The sequence below is a fragment of the Paraliobacillus sp. PM-2 genome (assembly GCF_001368815.1).
Classification (GTDB): domain Bacteria; phylum Bacillota; class Bacilli; order Bacillales; family Amphibacillaceae; genus Paraliobacillus.
In genome coordinates this window covers 214,667-233,032 of sequence record NZ_CTEI01000003.1, presented here as the reverse complement: position 1 = coordinate 233,032, position 18,366 = coordinate 214,667, and the positions used below count along the sequence as shown (strand labels likewise).

Sequence of the window (18,366 nt, the reverse complement as noted above, 5' to 3'; positions counted from 1 at the left end):
ATTTAAAATTAACGGTTTACACTTACTATTTCTGGTGATACAATTTACTTAACTTATTAAAAACAATTTAATAAGTTAAGTAAATTATTAACATATAAATGTTATTTTTTTTAAAAATGTAATGAAAACGCTTTTATATAAATAAACTTATTATATGCATTTAAAAAAGTAAAGAGGGTCATAGCAAATGGATAAGATGGAACACTGGAATACGGAGCAGATAAAGCAATATAATCGTTCTTTGGTTTTGAAAATAATTCATAAGAAAGGTCTAATTACAAAAGATGATATTTCTAAAAGTTCAAATTTAACCTTTGCAACAATTGGTAATATAACTTCCGATCTATTGAAAGCAGGTGCTATAAAAATTGCTGGTTATGGAAAATCAAATGGGGGTAGAAAACCCGTTCTATATGAGTTCAATTGGGATAATTTTTATGTGATTGCTTTAGATATTGGTGTTACAAAGGTTTCTGCTGCCTTAGTGAATTTTAAAGGGGATATTTACAAGGAAAATGTAGCTTTAATGAATGATTTTAATCAAGATACACCTTTAATTGAAAAGGTTTACAAAACTATTGACGATGTTCTAAATGAATCTGGGTTAGCAGTTTCAAAAATTGCTGGTATAGGTGTATCGGCACCCGGACCAATTGATGAGAATGGTAGCCAAATTTTATCGCCACCCAATTTACAAGGTGTAGAAAATGTTAATCTCAAAGATCAATTACAAAAACGCTATAACCTTATTACGATCTTAGAAAAAGATGCGAATGCCGTAGCTTTAGCAGAGCAATGGTTTGGTACAGTCAATAATAATGAGAATATTCTTTACGTTTTTGCCGATCAAGGAATTGGTGGAGGAATAATTGTTGACTCGCGCACCTATCGTGGTTTTAAAAATGGAGCTGGGGAAATTGGGCATATATTGATTGACCCTGATGGACCAAGATGTAATTGTGGTAATTTTGGATGTTTAGAGGCAATGGCATCTGGATTATCTATTATCACCAGAATTAAGCAAGAGATCCGTAGAGGAGTGAAAAGTTCATTGACTGATGTTTATATAGACAATGAAAATTCCTTAACATTGGAAACAATCATGGAGCATGGTGAAAAAGGTGATGTCTTAGTATTAAAAGTTTTAGAAGAAGCTTCCCGTTATTTAGGCATAGGGGTTACAAATGCATTGAATTTTTTCGCTCCTAAAATGGTAATTTTCGGTGGCCAATTAGTTGAATTATATCCTGAAATTATTCAAATAAGTGAGGATATTGCTAAATCTAGAGCATTTTCCAACTCCGCAAAAGAAATAAAGTTTATAAAATCGAGTTTTGGAAAGAAATCCGGTCTAATGGGAGCAGCTTCTATTATTCAACAGTTATTATTTGATTCACCTAGGGATACACTTATCAGAATATAAATTAGAACAAACGATAAGGGGGGTGGTAAAAGAAGCAGAAGTATTTTAGTGCACGATCACTCTAATATTAAAAAAGGGGAGAGAATAAAATGAAATTTAGTAAAAAATTTTTAATTCTGCTAACTGTATTAATATCGACCATTTCTCTTGTTGCATGTTCAGGGGGAGAAAAAGACGATGCTAGTTCAGACAAAACAATAGAAGTAGTATATAAATCACCTGATGACTCTTTTAAAGCATGGATGGAAGAAGCTAAAAAGGATTTTGAAGAAAGTAACGAAGGTATAAATGTAAAAATAACGCCAATTGATAGTAATGAAGGTAATTATCCAAATAAAACAATTCTAATGATGAAATCTGATGATACAGCACCAGATATTGTTATGGAAGACTCTGAGGGGCTAAAAGCTGATGCGGCTGCGGGATATTTAGAACCTATTACAAGTAAAGTGGAGAATTGGGAAGATTGGAAACATTTCTATGATCCTGTTAAAAATGGTGTAAAAGGTGAAGATGGAAAGACATACGGTGTTCCAATATCTACGGATGTTCGTGGGCTCTGGTATAATAAGACAGTTTTTAAAGAAGCTGGTTTAGATGTGCCTTGGAACCCTAAGACATGGGATGATGTTCTGGAAGCAGCAAAAACTATTAAAGATGATGTTAAGGTACCAATTTGGATGAATTCAGGAAAAGCAATGGGTGAAGGTACTACAATGCAAACTTTCCTAATGCTTTTATATGGTACGGATAGTAAATTATATAATGATGAAACTGGAAAATGGGTTTTAGGTAGTGAGGGATTTTTAGACTCCTTGGAATTTATAGATGAGGTACATTCTAATGACTTAGGTCCAAGCTTGAGTTGGGGAATAACAGGTCAGGCAGGTGCTAAAATTTCAACTGAACTTATGCCTAAAGGAGAAGTTGGTATAGCATTGGACGGAAACTGGATGTCTGGGAACTGGTTGGAAAGCGGTAACAGTCCTTGGCCAGAATGGAAGGAAAATATAGATATAACTGCAATGCCGACCCAAAATGGGCAGGCAAATGGAAAAGTTACTGTATCTGGTGGATGGACATTAGCGATCCCTTCAAAAGCAGATAATAAAGATCTTGCTTGGGAATTTATTAAAACTGCTACAAGTAAAGAGAATTTAAGATATGGTACTGCACTAACACCAAGAAAAGATATAGCTGAGTTAGAAGATTATCAGCAACTTACTTATCAACAGAAAATAACAGACTTCTTAGATTTCACACATTATCGACCAACATATGATTCATATCCATTAGTCTCCTCAAATATTCAAAAAGCTGTTGAGGCAGTAACAACAGATACATTATCACCAAAAGAAGCAATGGAACAGTTTAAAGAAGATGTCAAGCGAGATGTAGGAGAGGAAAAAGTAGAAGAATAGATACAATTATAAAACGAAAATACTAATCTATAAGAATAGTGACAGAAATTACATTGACATGGGGTCAACCATGATCGTTACATGTTGGCCCTATTAAAGAGGTGTTAGATTTTGAGTAAAAAGAAGTCCTTAAACGGTAATATGTATCTAAAAACATTTTTATTCGGTTTACCTTCAATTATACTGCTGCTATTGTTTGTACTGGGTCCAATTATTATGACATTTTATTATTCATTCACAAATATGGCATTAACAGGAGCAGCAGCTAGCAATACTCAATTTGTTGGCTTTGATAACTTTGTTCGAATGTTCCAAGATCCAAGTTTTAAAACGAGTGTTTTAAATACAATTATTTTTTTAATTGCTTCAGCAGTTATTGGTCAGCAGATTGTTGGATTTCTAGTAGCCTATCTCATGAAACAAAAGGCTCGCCCTTTTAGAAGAATTATAGGAATTCTTATTTTAGCTGGTTGGATAACACCGGAAATTGTTGTTGCGTTTGTATGGTTCGCTTATTTAAGCGATCAAGGTACGTTGAACATAATGCTTGGTTTTTTTGGGGTTGAACCAATCGCATGGTTACTAAACTTCCCGCTTATAAGCGTTATATTTGTTAACATTTGGCATGGAGCTGCTTTTTCAATGCTAATGTACCAAGCTGCACTTGATGACATTCCTCAGGAAGTAGAGGAGGCATCTAGAATTGATGGTGCAAATGCATGGCAAAGGCTTTGGAGAATTACTCTCCCAATTATAAAGGGTTCTGCTGTAACAAATATGGTTTTAGTTACGTTGCAAACACTAGGAGTATTTACATTAATCTACGCATTAACAGGTGGAGGTCCAGGTGAAAAGACAACCACCTTACCAATATTCATGTATGATCAAGCATTTGTTAATTATCAACTAGGTTATGGGACAGCTATTTCATTGGTTTTATTATTAATTGGAATCACTCTAAGCTTAATTTATATCCGTTTTTTGAAAACTGAGTAGTAAATGAGGGATGAAACATGATCAATAAAAAATTAATCCAAAGAGCATTGCCCTACACTGTTCTATCCATAATAGGCATTATGTTCTTTGTTCCATTATTATGGGTGATCTTTGCATCGTTTGATACACATGCAACATTATCAATAAAATTACCTGATGAATTTACTTTAGATAATTGGAAGGCAATTTTAACAGATATCGAGATATTAAGATCTTTTGGCATAGGGATAGCTTTATCATTGGTGTCATCCATTGTGCTTGTTATTTGTTCTGCATTGGCGGCTTATCCTCTATCTCGATTTCATATTAAACATAAAAACTCTGTCATACTTACAATTTTATTTATGTCGGGACTACCTATGACTGCAATTATGGTCCCTGTATATCAACTTTTTGTATTTTTTAATATTAATGATTCTTTAGTTGCAACAATGCTATTTATGGCTGCTTCAGGTTTACCATATGGCATTTGGCTTATGAAAAACTTCATTGATTCTATCCCGTTAACTTTAGAGGAATCAGCTTGGATTGATGGCGCTTCGGTTTTAACTGGATTACGAAAGGTAGTAGCGCCTTTAATGAAACCAGGTATATTCACAGTATTGATCTTTACCTTTACAAATAGCTGGGGAAACTTTTTTGTACCATTTATTTTAATTCAAACAAGAGAAAAACTCCCGGCTTCTGTTACCATCTTTCAATTCTTTGGTCAGCATGGAATGGTTTTTTATGGTCAACTCGCCGCTTTTTCTTTCGTGTATACGATACCAGTAATTATTTTATATTTTATTGGTCAAAAATACATGTCTGCAGGGTTTAGTTTAGGTGGGGCTTCAAAAGGGTGAAGACCAAAAATCTTTTGAATAAATAGTTTTGGAGGCATAACGATGAATGATAATAAGACAGTTCATATTATCTCACATACACATTGGGATAGAGAATGGTATTTACCATATGAAAAACACCACGTTTTGTTAATTGACTTGATGGATGAACTTTTACAAACCTTTGATCAAAACTCTGAATTTAAGAGTTTCCATCTTGATGGGCATACAATAATATTAGATGATTATCTGCAGGTTAGACCTGAAATGCGAGAGAAAGTTCATCAATATGTTACAGAAGGGCGACTTCAAGTTGGTCCGTGGTACATTTTGCAAGATGAATTTTTAACAAGTAGTGAGGCAAATGTGAGGAACCTCCAATACGGAATGAAAGATGCAAAAAAATGGGGAGGTTTAGCAAAGGTTGGTTATTTCCCTGACTCTTTTGGAAATGTCAGTCAGGCTCCGCAAATATTAAAACAAGCCGGTATTAAAACAGCTATCTTTGGGCGTGGGGTTAAACCGACGGGATTTAATAACGAGGTCTCAGATACTGATATATTTGAATCCCCGTATTCAGAGATGAATTGGAAATCACCAGACGGATCGTCCGTTCTTGGTGTTCTATTCGCAAATTGGTATTGTAATGGGAATGAAATCCCTGTTAACAAAGAAGAAGCCAAGGGTTATTGGAGTGATAAAATAGCCTCCATGGAAAAATATGCAGCAACATCACACTTACTTATGATGAATGGCTGTGATCATCAACCCGTTCAAACCAATTTACCAGAAGCAATCAAAACAGCTCAAAAGCTTTATCCATCTATTAAATTCAAACATTCCAGCTTTAATGATTACATCGATCAAATGGAGATATCTCTTTTGGATAATCTAAAAACAGTATCAGGAGAATTGCGCAGCCAGCAAACAGACGGTTGGGGCACACTAGTTAATACAGCTTCATCTCGTTTGTATTTAAAACAGTTAAACCGAAAAGGGGAGGTTCTGTTAGAGAAAGTGGCTGAACCGCTATCGACCTTTGCATATATGCTTGGTGCTGAATATAAACATCATTTACTAGAGTATAGTTGGAAAATTCTAATGCAAAATCACCCACATGACAGTATTTGTGGGTGTAGCGTGGATGAAGTGCACCGTGCGATGGAAACACGTTTTGAAAAGAGTCGACATGTTGCAGAAATGATTGTTGATGAAAACTTGCAATTTATAAGTAACAAAGTAGATACAAATTCTTTTGAGAAATATGGTGAAAATGCTCTTCCATTTGTTGTTTATAATACAACAGGAAAAGAACGTACGGGTGTTGTAACGGTTACACTTGATGTGCAACGACAATATTTCTCAAGCGGCGTTAACAAAAAAGAATTAAAATCCTTCCCAATAGGGGATAAAACTATTGTTGATTCTGAAGGTAATATGCATGCTTGTGACGTTGAAGATTTAGGAATCCATTTTGGCTACGATTTACCAAAGAACAAATTTCGTCAACCCTATATCGCGAGGAGAATTCAAGTGAACTTTTATGCGAGCAGGGTTCCAGCATTGGGATTGAAGACTTATGCTTGTGTCCCTAGCGTTGAGAATACTAATAGTAAAAAACAAACGCTTGTTACTGGTGAAAATATTATGGAAAATAGTTTTTTATATGTAAAGATTCAAAACAATGGGTCACTTGTAGTTAGAGATAAAGTGAGTGGGAAAATTTTCACCGACCTTTGTATATACGAGGATACTGGAGATGTGGGAAATGAGTATATGTACAAGCAACCAGAAAATGATACAACATTAACGACAGAGGATGTAAAGGCTGAAATTAAGCTTATTGAAGACACTTCATATCAGGCAATATATGAAATTAATCATAAGTGGCAGTTACCGGAAAGCGCTACTGAGTTACTCGAATTTGAGCAACGCGAACTTGTTGATTTTAAAAAAAGAAAAGCTACTAGAAGCAAGAAAAAGATACATTTTAATATCACAACTTATGTATCTTTAGAAAAGGAGAGTAAAGGTATTGATGTCAAGACAACCTTTACTAATCAAACTAAAGATCATCGTTTAAGAGTGCTTTTTCCAACAGATATTCATACTAATATACATAGAGCAGATTCGATTTTCGACGTTGTTACACGTAATAACAAACCCTATGAAGGATGGAAAAATCCTGATAATTCACAACATAATCAAGCATTTGTTGATTTGAGTGATAAAACGTCTGGTTTAACGATTGCGAATTATGGTCTTTATGAATATGAAATTCTTCAAGATAAACGTCAAACAATTGCTCTAACCTTATTAAGGTCTGTTGGTGAGTTAGGTGATTGGGGGTATTTTCCCACACCGGAGGCACAATGTTTAGGTGAGCATACGGTATCATTTAAAATCATTCCACACCAAGGGGAAGATTCTAAATTAGACGCATATCATATTTCTTATCAAAGCCAAGTCCCATGGTTGACAAAGCAAATTGGAATTAAAAAAGGTACTTTACCACCTGTTTACTCTTTTATTGAGTACAATTCTAAGTTAAATAGGTTAGTTTTCTCATCTTTAAAAGTATCAGAGAAAACAAATGATATTATGGTTCGTTGGTTTAACATGACAGGTATAATGGATGAAATGAATGTGATTTTAAAAGACATAAATAAAAATATCCATAAAAGTAATATCTTAGAGGAGAGAATAACCCAAATCAAATACACTAATTCCGAAAATTATAAAATAATGGTTGATAAACATGAAATATTAACAATTGGAATTGAAAAATGAACTGCTAGATATATAGGAGGATATGCGTACATGTTTAATAGTTTACCTGTATCGATGGAGCGGTTAGTCGATAAAGTTACATTGTTGTATCAAAATGATCCCAAAATACAGTCTCTGTTTCAAAATTGCTTTACCAATACGTATAGGACAACACTAAAAAATCAAGAAGATGGAACAATGTTTGTAATTACAGGGGATATTCCGGCTATGTGGCTAAGGGATTCTGCGGCACAAGTGCGACCTTATTTAGTGTTAGCAGAAGAAGATAAGTATATAGCAGATATGATCGAGGGAGTCATTTTTAAACAAATGTCATATATCAACCATGATCCATATGCAAATGCTTTTAATGAAGAACCGAATGGGGAAAGGTATCATGACGATAAAACAGAAATGACTCCTTTAATTTGGGAACGTAAATATGAAGTTGACTCACTTTGTTATCCTCTTCATCTCTCTTATTTGTTTTGGAAATCAACTGGCAGGACATCGCACTTTAATGAAGTTTTTCAGAAAGTTGTTCAAAAGATTCTTAATGTATGGGAAACTGAGCAAAACCACGAAGAATATTCCAACTATTTCTTTGAACGAGAGAATGACCGTTTGCAAGATACGTTAACAAATAACGGTAAGGGTTCTCCCGTTGGTTATACAGGCATGACATGGTCAGGGTTTAGGCCGAGTGATGATGCGTGTCAATACGGTTATCTAATACCTTCAAACATGTTTGCTGTCGTTGTATTAGAGCAAGTTATAGAAATATCGGACAAAATACTGCAAGATGAAAAAATCTCAAATCAATCACGTTGTTTAGCTAAAAAAATTGATCAAGGCATCCGTAAATATGGAACTGTCGACCATCCCGAATATGGTGAAATTTTTGCTTATGAGACAGATGGCTTAGGCAATTATAATTTAATGGATGATGCAAATGTTCCTTCATTATTATCTATCCCTTATTTGGGATATTGCAGCATAGACGACACAATTTATCAAAATACAAGACAGTTTCTCCTGAGTACATCAAATCCTTATTTTTATGAAGGGAAGGTAGCAAGAGGTATTGGCAGTCCACATACACCGAAAAGTTATATTTGGCATATTGCACTTGCAATTCAGGGTATGACTGCAAAGACAGATGAAGAGAAACAAAATATTCTTAATTTATTTAAACAAACAGATGGAGAAACCAATTTTATGCATGAAGGATTTTATGTAGATGATCCTAAGCAGTTTACAAGAGAATGGTTTTCCTGGGCAAACGCTATGTTTAGTGAGTTTATTCTGCATTTAAATGGTATAAATGTGAAGGGTAGCGCGTTAGAAAACAATAAAAAGTAGAAAAGGGTGTTTTAAATGTATCAATTTCCTAATGGTTTTTTATGGGGAGCGGCAGCATCTGCAACGCAAACAGAAGGAGCTGCTGAATTAGATGGAAAAGCACAGAACATTTGGGATTATTGGTTTGAGATAGAACCAGAGCGATTTTATGAAGGTGTTGGTCCTAAAAATACATCTGACTTTTATAAATACTTTAAAGAGGATATAGAACGAATGAAAGCTGTTCACTTAAATTCTTTTCGAACCTCTATATCTTGGTCGAGATTGTTACCGGATGGAATAAAAGTAAATAAAAAAGCAGTTGATTTTTACAATCAACTTATTGATGAGCTTATTCAACATGATATTGAGCCAATTATTAACCTATTTCATTTTGATATGCCTTTACATATGCAGGAAAAAGGAGGGTGGGAGAGTCTAGAAGTTGTCGAAGCCTTTAACTTTTATGCAAAAACGGCCTTTGAATTGTTTGGTGATAAGGTTAAAAAGTGGACCACATTTAATGAGCCTATTGTGCCAGTTGAGATGGGTTATTTAAATAACTATCATTACCCATGTGTGATAGATATGAAGCGTGCAGTTGTTGTTGCTTACCATTCCATGCTGGCTAGTGCCAAGGCAGTTAAAACTTATCGAGACTTAAGTCAGGATGGACAAATAGGTATTATTTTAAATTTAACACCCTCTTATCCACGTAGTCAGTCGAAAGGAGATATAGAAGCAGCTAAGATAGCTGATCTGTTTTTCAATCGGAGTTTTTTAGACCCGTCCGTTTTAGGGGAATATCCGACCGATCTTGTTGAATTATTGCGAACACATGATTTAATGCCAGAAGTTAATCAAATAGATTTGGAATTAATAAAAGAAAATACAGTTGATTTCTTAGGTGTGAATTATTATCAACCAAGGCGGGTGAAGGAAAAAGAGGCAAATACTACTAAAACAGATAGTATCCTACCTGAAAGTTTCTTTGATCCGTATATATGGCCAGATCGTCGAATGAACCCATATCGGGGGTGGGAGATATACGAGAAAGGATTATACGATATTGCTACAAATATAAAAGATAATTATGGTAATATTCCTTGGTATGTGGCAGAGAATGGGATGGGAGTGGAAGGTGAAGAACGATTTAAAGATGAAAAAGACATGATTCAAGATGATTATCGAATTGAGTTTTATGAAGAACATCTTAAATGGCTTCATAAGGCTATTGAAGAGGGTTCAAATTGTTTTGGTTACCATGTATGGACATTTATTGATAATTGGTCATGGCTAAATGCATACAAAAATCGATATGGTTTATATCGCATTGATCTAAATACGAAACAACGATATATGAAAAAAAGTGGTCTATGGTTTGGTGATGTTGCCATGCACAATGGTTTTTAAAATATACCGCGCTAAAATTTAATGAGATATTGATAGAGGTGTGCTATAAATGATGAATGTTCTTGCGTTTGATTTAGGTGGGACAAATATTAAATATGGTGTTGTTAGTCAAGATGGGAATATTCTAACCCAAGGGAAAGTACAGACGCCGAATCAGCTTGATGACTTGCTGTTTATTATTAAAGACCAGTTGAGGAATTATTCATTATACAATATAGAGGGAATTGCAATTAGTTGTCCTGGATCAGTGGCTGAAAGTGGATTTATTTACGGATCTAGTGCTATTCCTTATATACACGGGCCTAATATGAAGAAGTTAATTGAAGATAGTACAGGGTTGGCTGTGTCTATTGAAAATGATGCAAACTGTGCTGCGCTAGCCGAAGTATGGAAAGGATCAGCTGTGGGGAAAAGCGATATCGCAGTAGTAGTTATCGGTACAGGAGTAGGAGGTGCGCTTATAAAAAATGGTTCAATCCATAAGGGGAACAACCTGCATGGAGGAGAATTTGGGTATATGATTTTAAATGCAAATAATCTAGGCAATGGAATGAGTACGTTCAGTGACGTTGCTTCTACTTCTTCTATTATTAGGCGTGTCGCATTACAAAAAAAGATTAGTCAGAATTTATTAACAGGAGAAATTATTTTCTCAGATGCAGAAAAGGGTGACGAAATTTGTCAAGAAGCTATAGCGGATTTTTACTATATGCTTGCTATAGGATTATACAATATTCAATATGTTTTTGATCCAGAACTAATACTAATTGGTGGAGGGATTAGTCAAAGACAAGACCTTGTAAGTGAAATACAAGATCGATTAATGCAAATTACAGATAAAATTGATGTAGCTACACTTTCTCCAACGATTGATAGTTGTTATTTCAGTGCTGATGCTAACATAATAGGTGCAGTACATAACTACATGAAAAAAACAGATCAAATAAATTAGTATTAAGATTTAAGTTTATATAATTCTATAAGATTTGTAAGAGCATAGAAGAAAACAATTTATGTATATTAAATTGAGAGAGGGGCTAGATGCTTTGGGCCCCTGCTGTTTTTTGTGAAGTATAACTTTTTTCATTTTTCTTATGCTATTACTTTTCCTCCGCTTCTGCAAGTGCATCGGTATTGTTCCCTCCTGGTGGTACAATTGGATATACATTACGCTCATCTTCAATAGTAAACTCCATCATTACAGGACCTTCTGTTTGAAAGGCTGTTAAAATGATTTCCTTTGCTTCATTTACACTGTTCGCTCTTAACCCCATTGCACCATAGCTTTCTGCCAGTTTTACATAATCAGGTGACGAAATTTTAACCTGTGAATAATTACGCTGGTAGAAAAGTTGTTGCCATTGGCGCACCATTCCTAAATATCCATTTTTTAAAATAGCTATTTTTATGTTTAGGTTATAGTGTACAGCTGTGATGAGTTCTTGTATATTCATTTGGATACTACCATCACCTGTTATGCAAACTACTTGTTGATTAGGTGAAGAAAAAGCACCGCCAATAGCTGCTGGTAATCCATAACCCATTGTCCCAAATCCGCCAGAAGTTAAGAATCGACGTGGTAATTCAAAAGGATAGTGGTGCGCTGTCCACATTTGATGTTGACCAACATCTGTAGCAATAATTGCATCAGTTGCTGCTTTCTCATGCAATGCTTGGATAATTTGATCTGGACCAATAAGATGTTGCTTCGATTGATGAAATCGACTAGATTTTTTATTCCAACTTTGTACTTCTTGGTGCCAAGTAGGAAAATCTAATTGTTTTATTTGTTGAGATAATAATTGTAAAACCTGTTTTACATTACCAATCACAGGGTCATCAATTTCAATTTTTTTATTTACTTCTGCTGGATCAATATCAATTTGTATTTTTCGTGAATATGGTGAAAACCCCTTTGTTTTACCAGTAATTCGATCACTGAATCGAACACCTAAACAAATTAATACGTCAGCTTGGTGAACTGCACGGTTAGCTGCAAATGTGCCGTGCATCCCCACCATGCCTAAATGAAGATGATGGTTTACAGGAACCGCCCCCAAACCCATCAGTGTGCTAACAAAAGGGATCTTCGTTTTATTAATAAATGCCTTTAGCACTTCATTTGCACCGGAAATAACTGTTCCTCCTCCAACGAGTAGAACTGGTTTCTTTGCTGTTTCGACCGTATCGATGACGCGATTGAGAAGTGATGCAGGAATTGTTTTCGTGCTATTCCATTGTGAAATATCAGTAGGGGTAGAAACCTTGCATTCCATCGTTTCCTCTAATAGGTTTGCAGGAAGACTAACAATGACGATACCTGGACGATCAGTTGTTGCAATGTAGAAAGCTTCGTTAATCGCTGCTGGGAACTGGTCTATAGACAATACTGTTATCGTATATTTTGCAACTGCTTTGGTTACCCCTTCTACATCCAGTTGTTGATCAATTTGAGTTGTGACATGCTGTGCAAAAATAACCATTGGAACAGAGTCAAGTTGAGCAGTTCCCATACTAGTAATAGCATTCGTTAGCCCGGAGTCTGCAGTAATAATAGCAACGCCTGGCTTTCCGGTTGCACGGCTATAGCCATCCGCAGCATGAACAACGCTTTGTTCGTGTATAAGCTGTATATTCTCTAAACCGTGTTGATCTAGAAATAGTGAATTTCTATTAGACTGAAAAATAGTTTTAATATCTTTTTCCTTTAAAAAATCACTCAACATTGCAGTTCCAGTCTTTTTTTGAACCAATATTGTATCCAAGCGATCCACGCTCCTTTTTCTTATTATTTTAATTTTTCTGAAAAAACACGTAGTGACTTACATCACTTGGACAAAAGTTTCGCTTAATTAATTAACAAATTTTTTTAGATGAAGAACAAACATTTTTTACTAGGTATATTCCTGATCCTTGTCCCATATAGTGAAGCATAGGCTTCGGTGTGGGAGGGAAAGAAATGAATCAAATAACCAAAGTGATTCTTTGGATAAGTGGTGCAATCTTATTAGTTATTCTCATTCAATACCCTATTCAGAAGACTACCGATTCGTGGGATTCTTGGTCTTTGCCATTGGCGGGTCAAGTCATTGTTTTAGATCCAGGTCATGGTGGTGTAGATGGGGGAGCAGAGGGAAGTGATGATACAAAAGAAAAAGAAATAGCATTAGCAGTCACGAAAAAGTTAAGAGATTATCTGCAGCAATCTGGTGCACTAGTTTATATGACACGTGAAAGTGATCAGGACCTAGCGGAAGATACAAAGGGTTTATCTAATCGAAAAACGCAAGATTTAAAACAGCGTGTAGCTTTCATTAAAGAAAAAGATCCGGATTTTTTTGTTAGTGTTCATTTAAATGCGGTTCCTTCTTCGCGTTGGAGTGGAGCGCAGACATTTTATTACCCATCATTAGAAGGTAGTGAAAACTTATCTAAACTGATTCAATCTGAAATAAAACGAAATTTAGAAAATACGAATAGAGAAGCTTTGGCGATTAATGGTATTTATTTATTGAAGTATGCGCAATGTCCAGGTGCTTTGGTTGAAATTGGATTTTTGTCCAATACGCATGAAAGAGATTTATTAAAAACAACTGCTTACCAAACGAAAATGGCTGCGAGCTTGTATGAAGGGATACTACGATATGTTACAGAGAGCGATGAATAAGCAATTGTTGCTTCACAGACCACGAAATAGATGAAAATATGCTATACTACTTCTAATAGATTTTGTTGATAAAAGAAGGAAGGTGTCATTTTGCTTACAAAAGAAGAAGTAATAGAACGTTTAAATGAAGTAAAGGATCCTTTTTTACATAAAACATTAGAAGAAACAGGTGGAGTAGTAGAGGTACTTGTAAAGGAAGAAAAACAGCATGTGAGTGTGAAGATAGCAATTGCCAAGTTAAATACAGCTGAACAAATGCAATTACAGCAGGAAATTGTGAATATATTAAAACAAGCTGGGGTGCCAACAGTTGGTTTGCGATTTACTCAATTACCGGAGGAAGTTTTACAGAAGTTTGGAACGGAAAATGGTAATGGCAAAGCGACTTTATTAAGCGGGAAAACAAAGACGAAATTTTTAGCGATAGCAAGCGGAAAAGGTGGCGTTGGAAAATCTACTGTCACCGTAAATACAGCGGTAGCCTTGGCAAGACTCGGTAAGAAGGTTGGAATTATTGATGCCGATATCTATGGGTTTAGTGTCCCAGATATGATGGGAGTAACTAATCGTCCGACATTAAAAGGCAATCGTATTGTTCCGGTCAAGCGACATGGTGTGCAAATGATATCGATGGGATTCTTTGTAGAAGATAACTCACCTGTTGTTTGGCGAGGCCCTCGTCTTGGTAAAATGCTTAAAAGCTTTTTTACAGAAGTGGAATGGGACGACTTGGACTATCTATTATTAGATTTGCCACCTGGTACTGGTGATATGGCTTTATCGGTGCATAACTTAATTCCTTCATCAAAGGAGCTAATTGTTACTACACCACATCCTACTGCAGCCTTTGTAGCGGCTAGGGCAGGACAAATGGCAATTAATACAAACCATGGAGTTATTGGTGTAATTGAGAATATGGCTTATTTTGAAAGTAAGGTTACCGGTGAACGTGAGTATGTGTTTGGCCAAGGTGGTGGGGAGAAATTAGCAGAAGAATTAGATACTGCACTTATTGCACAATTACCTTTAGCGCAACCTTATAAAGAAGAGAATTCCCACGCATCTATCTATCAAGAAGATCATCCTTTATCAAATGCTTATCAAGAAATTGCTTCTTATGTAATTAAAAACTTTTAATATAAAGTTTATTTAATAAACAATATATATTGTTTTGTTAATCAAATCCCTACTAAGTAGATCATGCAACTTAGTAGGGATTTTGTTTTTTTGAAAAAATAAACATCTTTACTTTTCACAAACATAAAGTAAAATAAAGGTAATTATTATAATATTGTAAAAGTTAGGACGTGGTAATGAGAATGAATAATAGAAGAGAAGGAAAAACAAATGGGTACAGAAAGCGCTCTTTACGATTTATTTTACTAGGTCTCGTAACAGCTATACTATTGTTTATGGGTGGTTACTTTTTATTAAATCAAGATCAAAACAAACAAGAAGTTATCGAACATATATTGAATGACCAGTTTTCAGCAGCTGATGCAGAGCTAATTCGTTTATTAGAGTCATCAGAAAATGCCACTATTATCGGTGGTAGTGAGTTGGTTGCTTTTCAAGAAGAAACGGAGCTGGAAAATTACTTTGAACAAAAATATAGATCCTATTTTACAGAAGATATGTATGAGAAGTATATAACAACCTATTTTTTTACTTACCGAGTTCCTGCATATTACTCTGATATTCAGTTAAAAGTGGATGACATATCTTTTAAGAAGAGTAATGACTCGGATAATTTATATCATTTCACTGTATACGTATCTTATGGCGATAAACAAAAAGCAGAGGTAACTGGACGGGCTCGTGTGAATGATAATAATAAAATTAGTTATTTTAACATTTTACAAGACAATGACTTATCAAAAGCTATAAGTGGTTTTAATCGCTAAAATAAAATAACACAGACTTCCGTTAAATGAAGTCTGTGTTATTTAATTAAACATATTTTTAGGAGCTCTGCCCACCGGACTCAGACTGTTGACTATTTTCACCGCTTGAACCGGATGATCCTTTTTGTTCCTCTTGCCCGGACCCTGATTGTGATCCTTTCATTTCTTGCGCGGCTTTTAGAATAACTTCTGTCATTTCTGCCTTAAATAGTGGTGAATTCATTGTTTCTTGAATTGTTTTTTCTAAATGTTCACGGAACTGTTGCCCCTTCAATACCGTTACCATTTGTTTTTCCATTTCAGGGTTTGCTAGTATTTCCATCATTTTACTTTGGTATTCTGAGTCACCCATTAACCCTTTTAAAACTTCTTTTTGTTGCTCCATTAAAGATTGCGAGAAACCTTTAACAAACTTAGGATCGGCAAACATCTTATCCCAAAAGGCTTTTCCTTCTTCTGAGGATAAAGCCTTTGTAACTGCATCTTCTACAATTTTTGATTCAATAACGTATGTCTTTTGCATTTCTTCATCTGCCAGCACATCTGTAATTGCTTTTTTTCCTTCATCTGTCTTTAAAATATCTGTCACCATTTTCTTCGTGGTATCATATGTTTCTTGATTTCCACTTGATTGTTCGCCACCTCCGTTACAGCCAGAGAGAAGTAGTAGGCAGATAAACATAATCATATATAATTGTTTCATTTTTGTGTTTCCTTTCTTCCTTCTTTCTTACTCTTAATATGATGAAAAAGCAGTTTTTTATGTATGAAATTGAAGGAATGAGAAAGGATATTGTTGTCATGTTATTCTCTCACTTCATTATTTTCCGCTTGAGCTCGAGAAATTAACTCAGAAATGGTTACAAACGATAAACCTTTTTGTTTTAAAGTAGGTAAAATTGTTTCTAAAGCTTTTGGTGTTTGCTTAACAGAGTCTGATGCGTTTAATAAAATAATATCTCCATTGTTTGTGTTTTTTAGTACGTGATCAATAATTACCTGTGTACCGGGATTTTCCCAATCACGAGGGTTTACATTCCATTGTATAACATCATATCCTTGGTTTTCGGCAAGCTTCATGACCTCGCTATTTAGGTGCCCACTTGGTGTTCTTAATAAGCGTAGGTCGGAATAACCTAATGAAGCAAAGGTATCTTGTGCTTTTGCTAAATCTTTTCGAACTTGTTCAATTTCTTGTTTGACATAACTTTCATAACGGTATCCCATCATCCCTATTTCATGCCCGTTTGCTTCAATTTTTTCAACTAAATCAGGATGATGCTCCGCCCATTCACCAATTAGAAAGAAAGTAGTCGTAACATCGTGTTTTTTAAGTACTTCTAATGTTGGTTCGACCATTTCTGTTCCCCAACTGATATTAAAGGTTAAAGCAATAGAGGGATCATCAGGGTTTCCTTGGCTTAGTGCAGCAGGATTTTCCTTACTAGAAAAAACAGAAAAGTTACTTTCTGATTCAATCCATATAAATAAAGCAGTACATAAAGACAACAATAATAATAATGCAATAGATTTACTTTTCTTTAGTTTAAATACAAAAAAATGTGTCATCGGACTATCTCCTTTTTGTGGACTTGCTATATCATATGAGATAAATATTTTAATATGATTAAAAAGGTTTAAAGAAAGACAAAAAAGAGGAATATTAATTGTAAAAAGTTGTTTAATGATAAAATAAGGTAATAAAGAAATGAGGAGTTTATTTATGTTAGGGATGCTAATTAATGATATAGAGCAAAGAGAAATAGAGTATTTAATTAAGCGTGAATTGGAAGAGTTGTTATTTGATATGGAAGATAGTCGTTTAGATAAATTAGTGAGAACAGCAATGCTTGATCGGTATAAGGTATTATTTAAGCTATTTCGTCGAGTGGCTAACGAAGGAGAAATAGTGAAGTATATTCCTAAAACCAAAAGCGAATGAATCAGACAATTTTTTATATAAATCTACAAAAAACATATTGCAAAATGCAAATTCCTGTGCTATATTATTTCTTGTTGTCAGAACAAATCGAACAAAATAAATAATATATTTATTTTTTAAAAATTGTTATTGACACCTTATTAAAACCATGATATATTATATTTCGTCGCCAAAACAGACGACAAAAATTGATCTTTGAAAACTGAACAAAACAACCAATATGTTAAGAAGTAACATGCTAGTCAAGTAATGAGTAAGCAAACTCAATGATCGTCGACTAAGTTCGCAACATCCGTGTTGCAACGTCGATGTCAGCACATCCGTGTGCAAGCCAATTTTATGGAGAGTTTGATCTTGGCTCAGGACGAACGCTGGCGGCGTGCCTAATACATGCAAGTCGAGCGCAGGAAGCAAGCAATCACCCTTCGGGGTGTGCGCTTGTGGAATGAGCGGCGGACGGGTGAGTAACACGTGGGCAACCTACCTGTAAGACTGGGATAACTCCGGGAAACCGGGGCTAATACCGGATAAAACATTGGTTTGCATAAACCAATGATGAAAGGACTTAACTATATTAAAAAGCGGAAACAACCGTTTAACAACGCAGTGGCTGGAGACAATTAACTGAGATAAAGGAATCACAATTTCTGACAAGAAATTGATGAT

Annotated in this window: 15 protein-coding genes and 1 other annotated feature (1 of these 16 running past the window's edge); of the genes, 12 read left to right on the top strand and 3 right to left on the bottom strand. The window is 35.0% G+C overall.

All coding sequences use genetic code 11. From position 1 onward, the window contains the following. Positions 1-187 precede the first annotated feature (187 nt). The 8 genes from BN1058_RS13765 (at position 188) to BN1058_RS13730 (ending at position 11,139) form a co-directional block, all read left to right on the top strand. A complete protein-coding gene (locus BN1058_RS13765; RefSeq protein WP_090858949.1) occupies positions 188-1,423 on the top strand; it encodes an ROK family protein in 1,236 nt (411 codons plus the stop codon). Between the two features lie 89 nt (positions 1,424-1,512). Continuing rightward, on the top strand, positions 1,513-2,844 hold the full coding sequence (locus BN1058_RS13760; RefSeq protein ID WP_090858946.1) for an extracellular solute-binding protein: 1,332 nt from the start codon (positions 1,513-1,515) through the stop codon (positions 2,842-2,844). Between the two features lie 141 nt (positions 2,845-2,985). Next, positions 2,986-3,840 carry a carbohydrate ABC transporter permease gene (locus tag BN1058_RS13755; protein ID WP_090859170.1) on the top strand — a complete coding sequence of 285 codons (855 nt, stop codon included), beginning with the start codon at positions 2,986-2,988 and terminating at the stop codon, positions 3,838-3,840. A 17-nt stretch (positions 3,841-3,857) separates the two neighbouring features. After that, a complete protein-coding gene (locus BN1058_RS13750; RefSeq protein ID WP_176694532.1) occupies positions 3,858-4,685 on the top strand; it encodes a carbohydrate ABC transporter permease in 828 nt (275 codons plus the stop codon). Positions 4,686-4,727: 42 nt separating this feature from the next. Continuing rightward, on the top strand, positions 4,728-7,454 hold the full coding sequence (locus tag BN1058_RS13745; protein ID WP_090858943.1) for an alpha-mannosidase: 2,727 nt from the start codon (positions 4,728-4,730) through the stop codon (positions 7,452-7,454). A 30-nt stretch (positions 7,455-7,484) separates the two neighbouring features. Beyond that, positions 7,485-8,795, top strand: coding sequence for a glycoside hydrolase family 125 protein (locus BN1058_RS13740; RefSeq protein WP_090858940.1), 1,311 nt, complete (start codon positions 7,485-7,487; stop codon positions 8,793-8,795). 15 nt (positions 8,796-8,810) lie between these two features. Beyond that, a complete protein-coding gene (locus BN1058_RS13735) occupies positions 8,811-10,187 on the top strand; it encodes a glycoside hydrolase family 1 protein (protein WP_090858937.1) in 1,377 nt (458 codons plus the stop codon). 49 nt (positions 10,188-10,236) lie between these two features. Further along, complete coding sequence (locus tag BN1058_RS13730; RefSeq protein WP_255307088.1) at positions 10,237-11,139, top strand: ROK family protein; 903 nt, start codon at positions 10,237-10,239, stop codon at positions 11,137-11,139. A 148-nt stretch (positions 11,140-11,287) separates the two neighbouring features. Here the strand turns inward: BN1058_RS13730 and ilvB are convergent, their stop codons facing one another. Then, entirely contained in the window at positions 11,288-12,952 is a 1,665-nt protein-coding gene (gene ilvB / locus BN1058_RS13725) for a biosynthetic-type acetolactate synthase large subunit (RefSeq protein ID WP_090858934.1), read from the bottom strand. 194 nt (positions 12,953-13,146) lie between these two features. Between ilvB and cwlD the strand changes: the two genes are divergently transcribed. The 3 genes from cwlD to BN1058_RS13710 all read left to right on the top strand — a co-directional run bounded on the left by cwlD (position 13,147) and on the right by BN1058_RS13710 (position 15,758). Further along, on the top strand, positions 13,147-13,854 hold the full coding sequence (gene cwlD, locus BN1058_RS13720) for an N-acetylmuramoyl-L-alanine amidase CwlD (RefSeq protein ID WP_090858931.1): 708 nt from the start codon (positions 13,147-13,149) through the stop codon (positions 13,852-13,854). Positions 13,855-13,944: 90 nt separating this feature from the next. Continuing rightward, positions 13,945-14,991, top strand: a complete 1,047-nt coding sequence (locus BN1058_RS13715; RefSeq protein ID WP_090858928.1) for a P-loop NTPase — start codon at positions 13,945-13,947, stop codon at positions 14,989-14,991. A 182-nt stretch (positions 14,992-15,173) separates the two neighbouring features. Next, on the top strand, positions 15,174-15,758 hold the full coding sequence (locus tag BN1058_RS13710) for a hypothetical protein (RefSeq protein ID WP_141652160.1): 585 nt from the start codon (positions 15,174-15,176) through the stop codon (positions 15,756-15,758). 58 nt (positions 15,759-15,816) lie between these two features. Here the strand turns inward: BN1058_RS13710 and gerD are convergent, their stop codons facing one another. Continuing rightward, positions 15,817-16,461 carry a spore germination lipoprotein GerD gene (gerD, locus tag BN1058_RS13705; protein ID WP_090858923.1) on the bottom strand — a complete coding sequence of 215 codons (645 nt, stop codon included), beginning with the start codon at positions 16,459-16,461 and terminating at the stop codon, positions 15,817-15,819. 101 nt (positions 16,462-16,562) lie between these two features. Then, on the bottom strand, positions 16,563-17,327 hold the full coding sequence (gene pdaB, locus BN1058_RS13700) for a polysaccharide deacetylase family sporulation protein PdaB (RefSeq protein ID WP_090858920.1): 765 nt from the start codon (positions 17,325-17,327) through the stop codon (positions 16,563-16,565). Between the two features lie 154 nt (positions 17,328-17,481). Here pdaB and BN1058_RS13695 point away from each other — a divergent pair, with 154 nt between their 5' ends. Continuing rightward, complete coding sequence (locus BN1058_RS13695; protein ID WP_090858916.1) at positions 17,482-17,700, top strand: hypothetical protein; 219 nt, start codon at positions 17,482-17,484, stop codon at positions 17,698-17,700. Positions 17,701-18,082: 382 nt separating this feature from the next. Continuing rightward, positions 18,083-18,366, top strand: a sequence feature (16S ribosomal RNA rRNA prediction is too short); it runs 21 nt beyond the window's last position.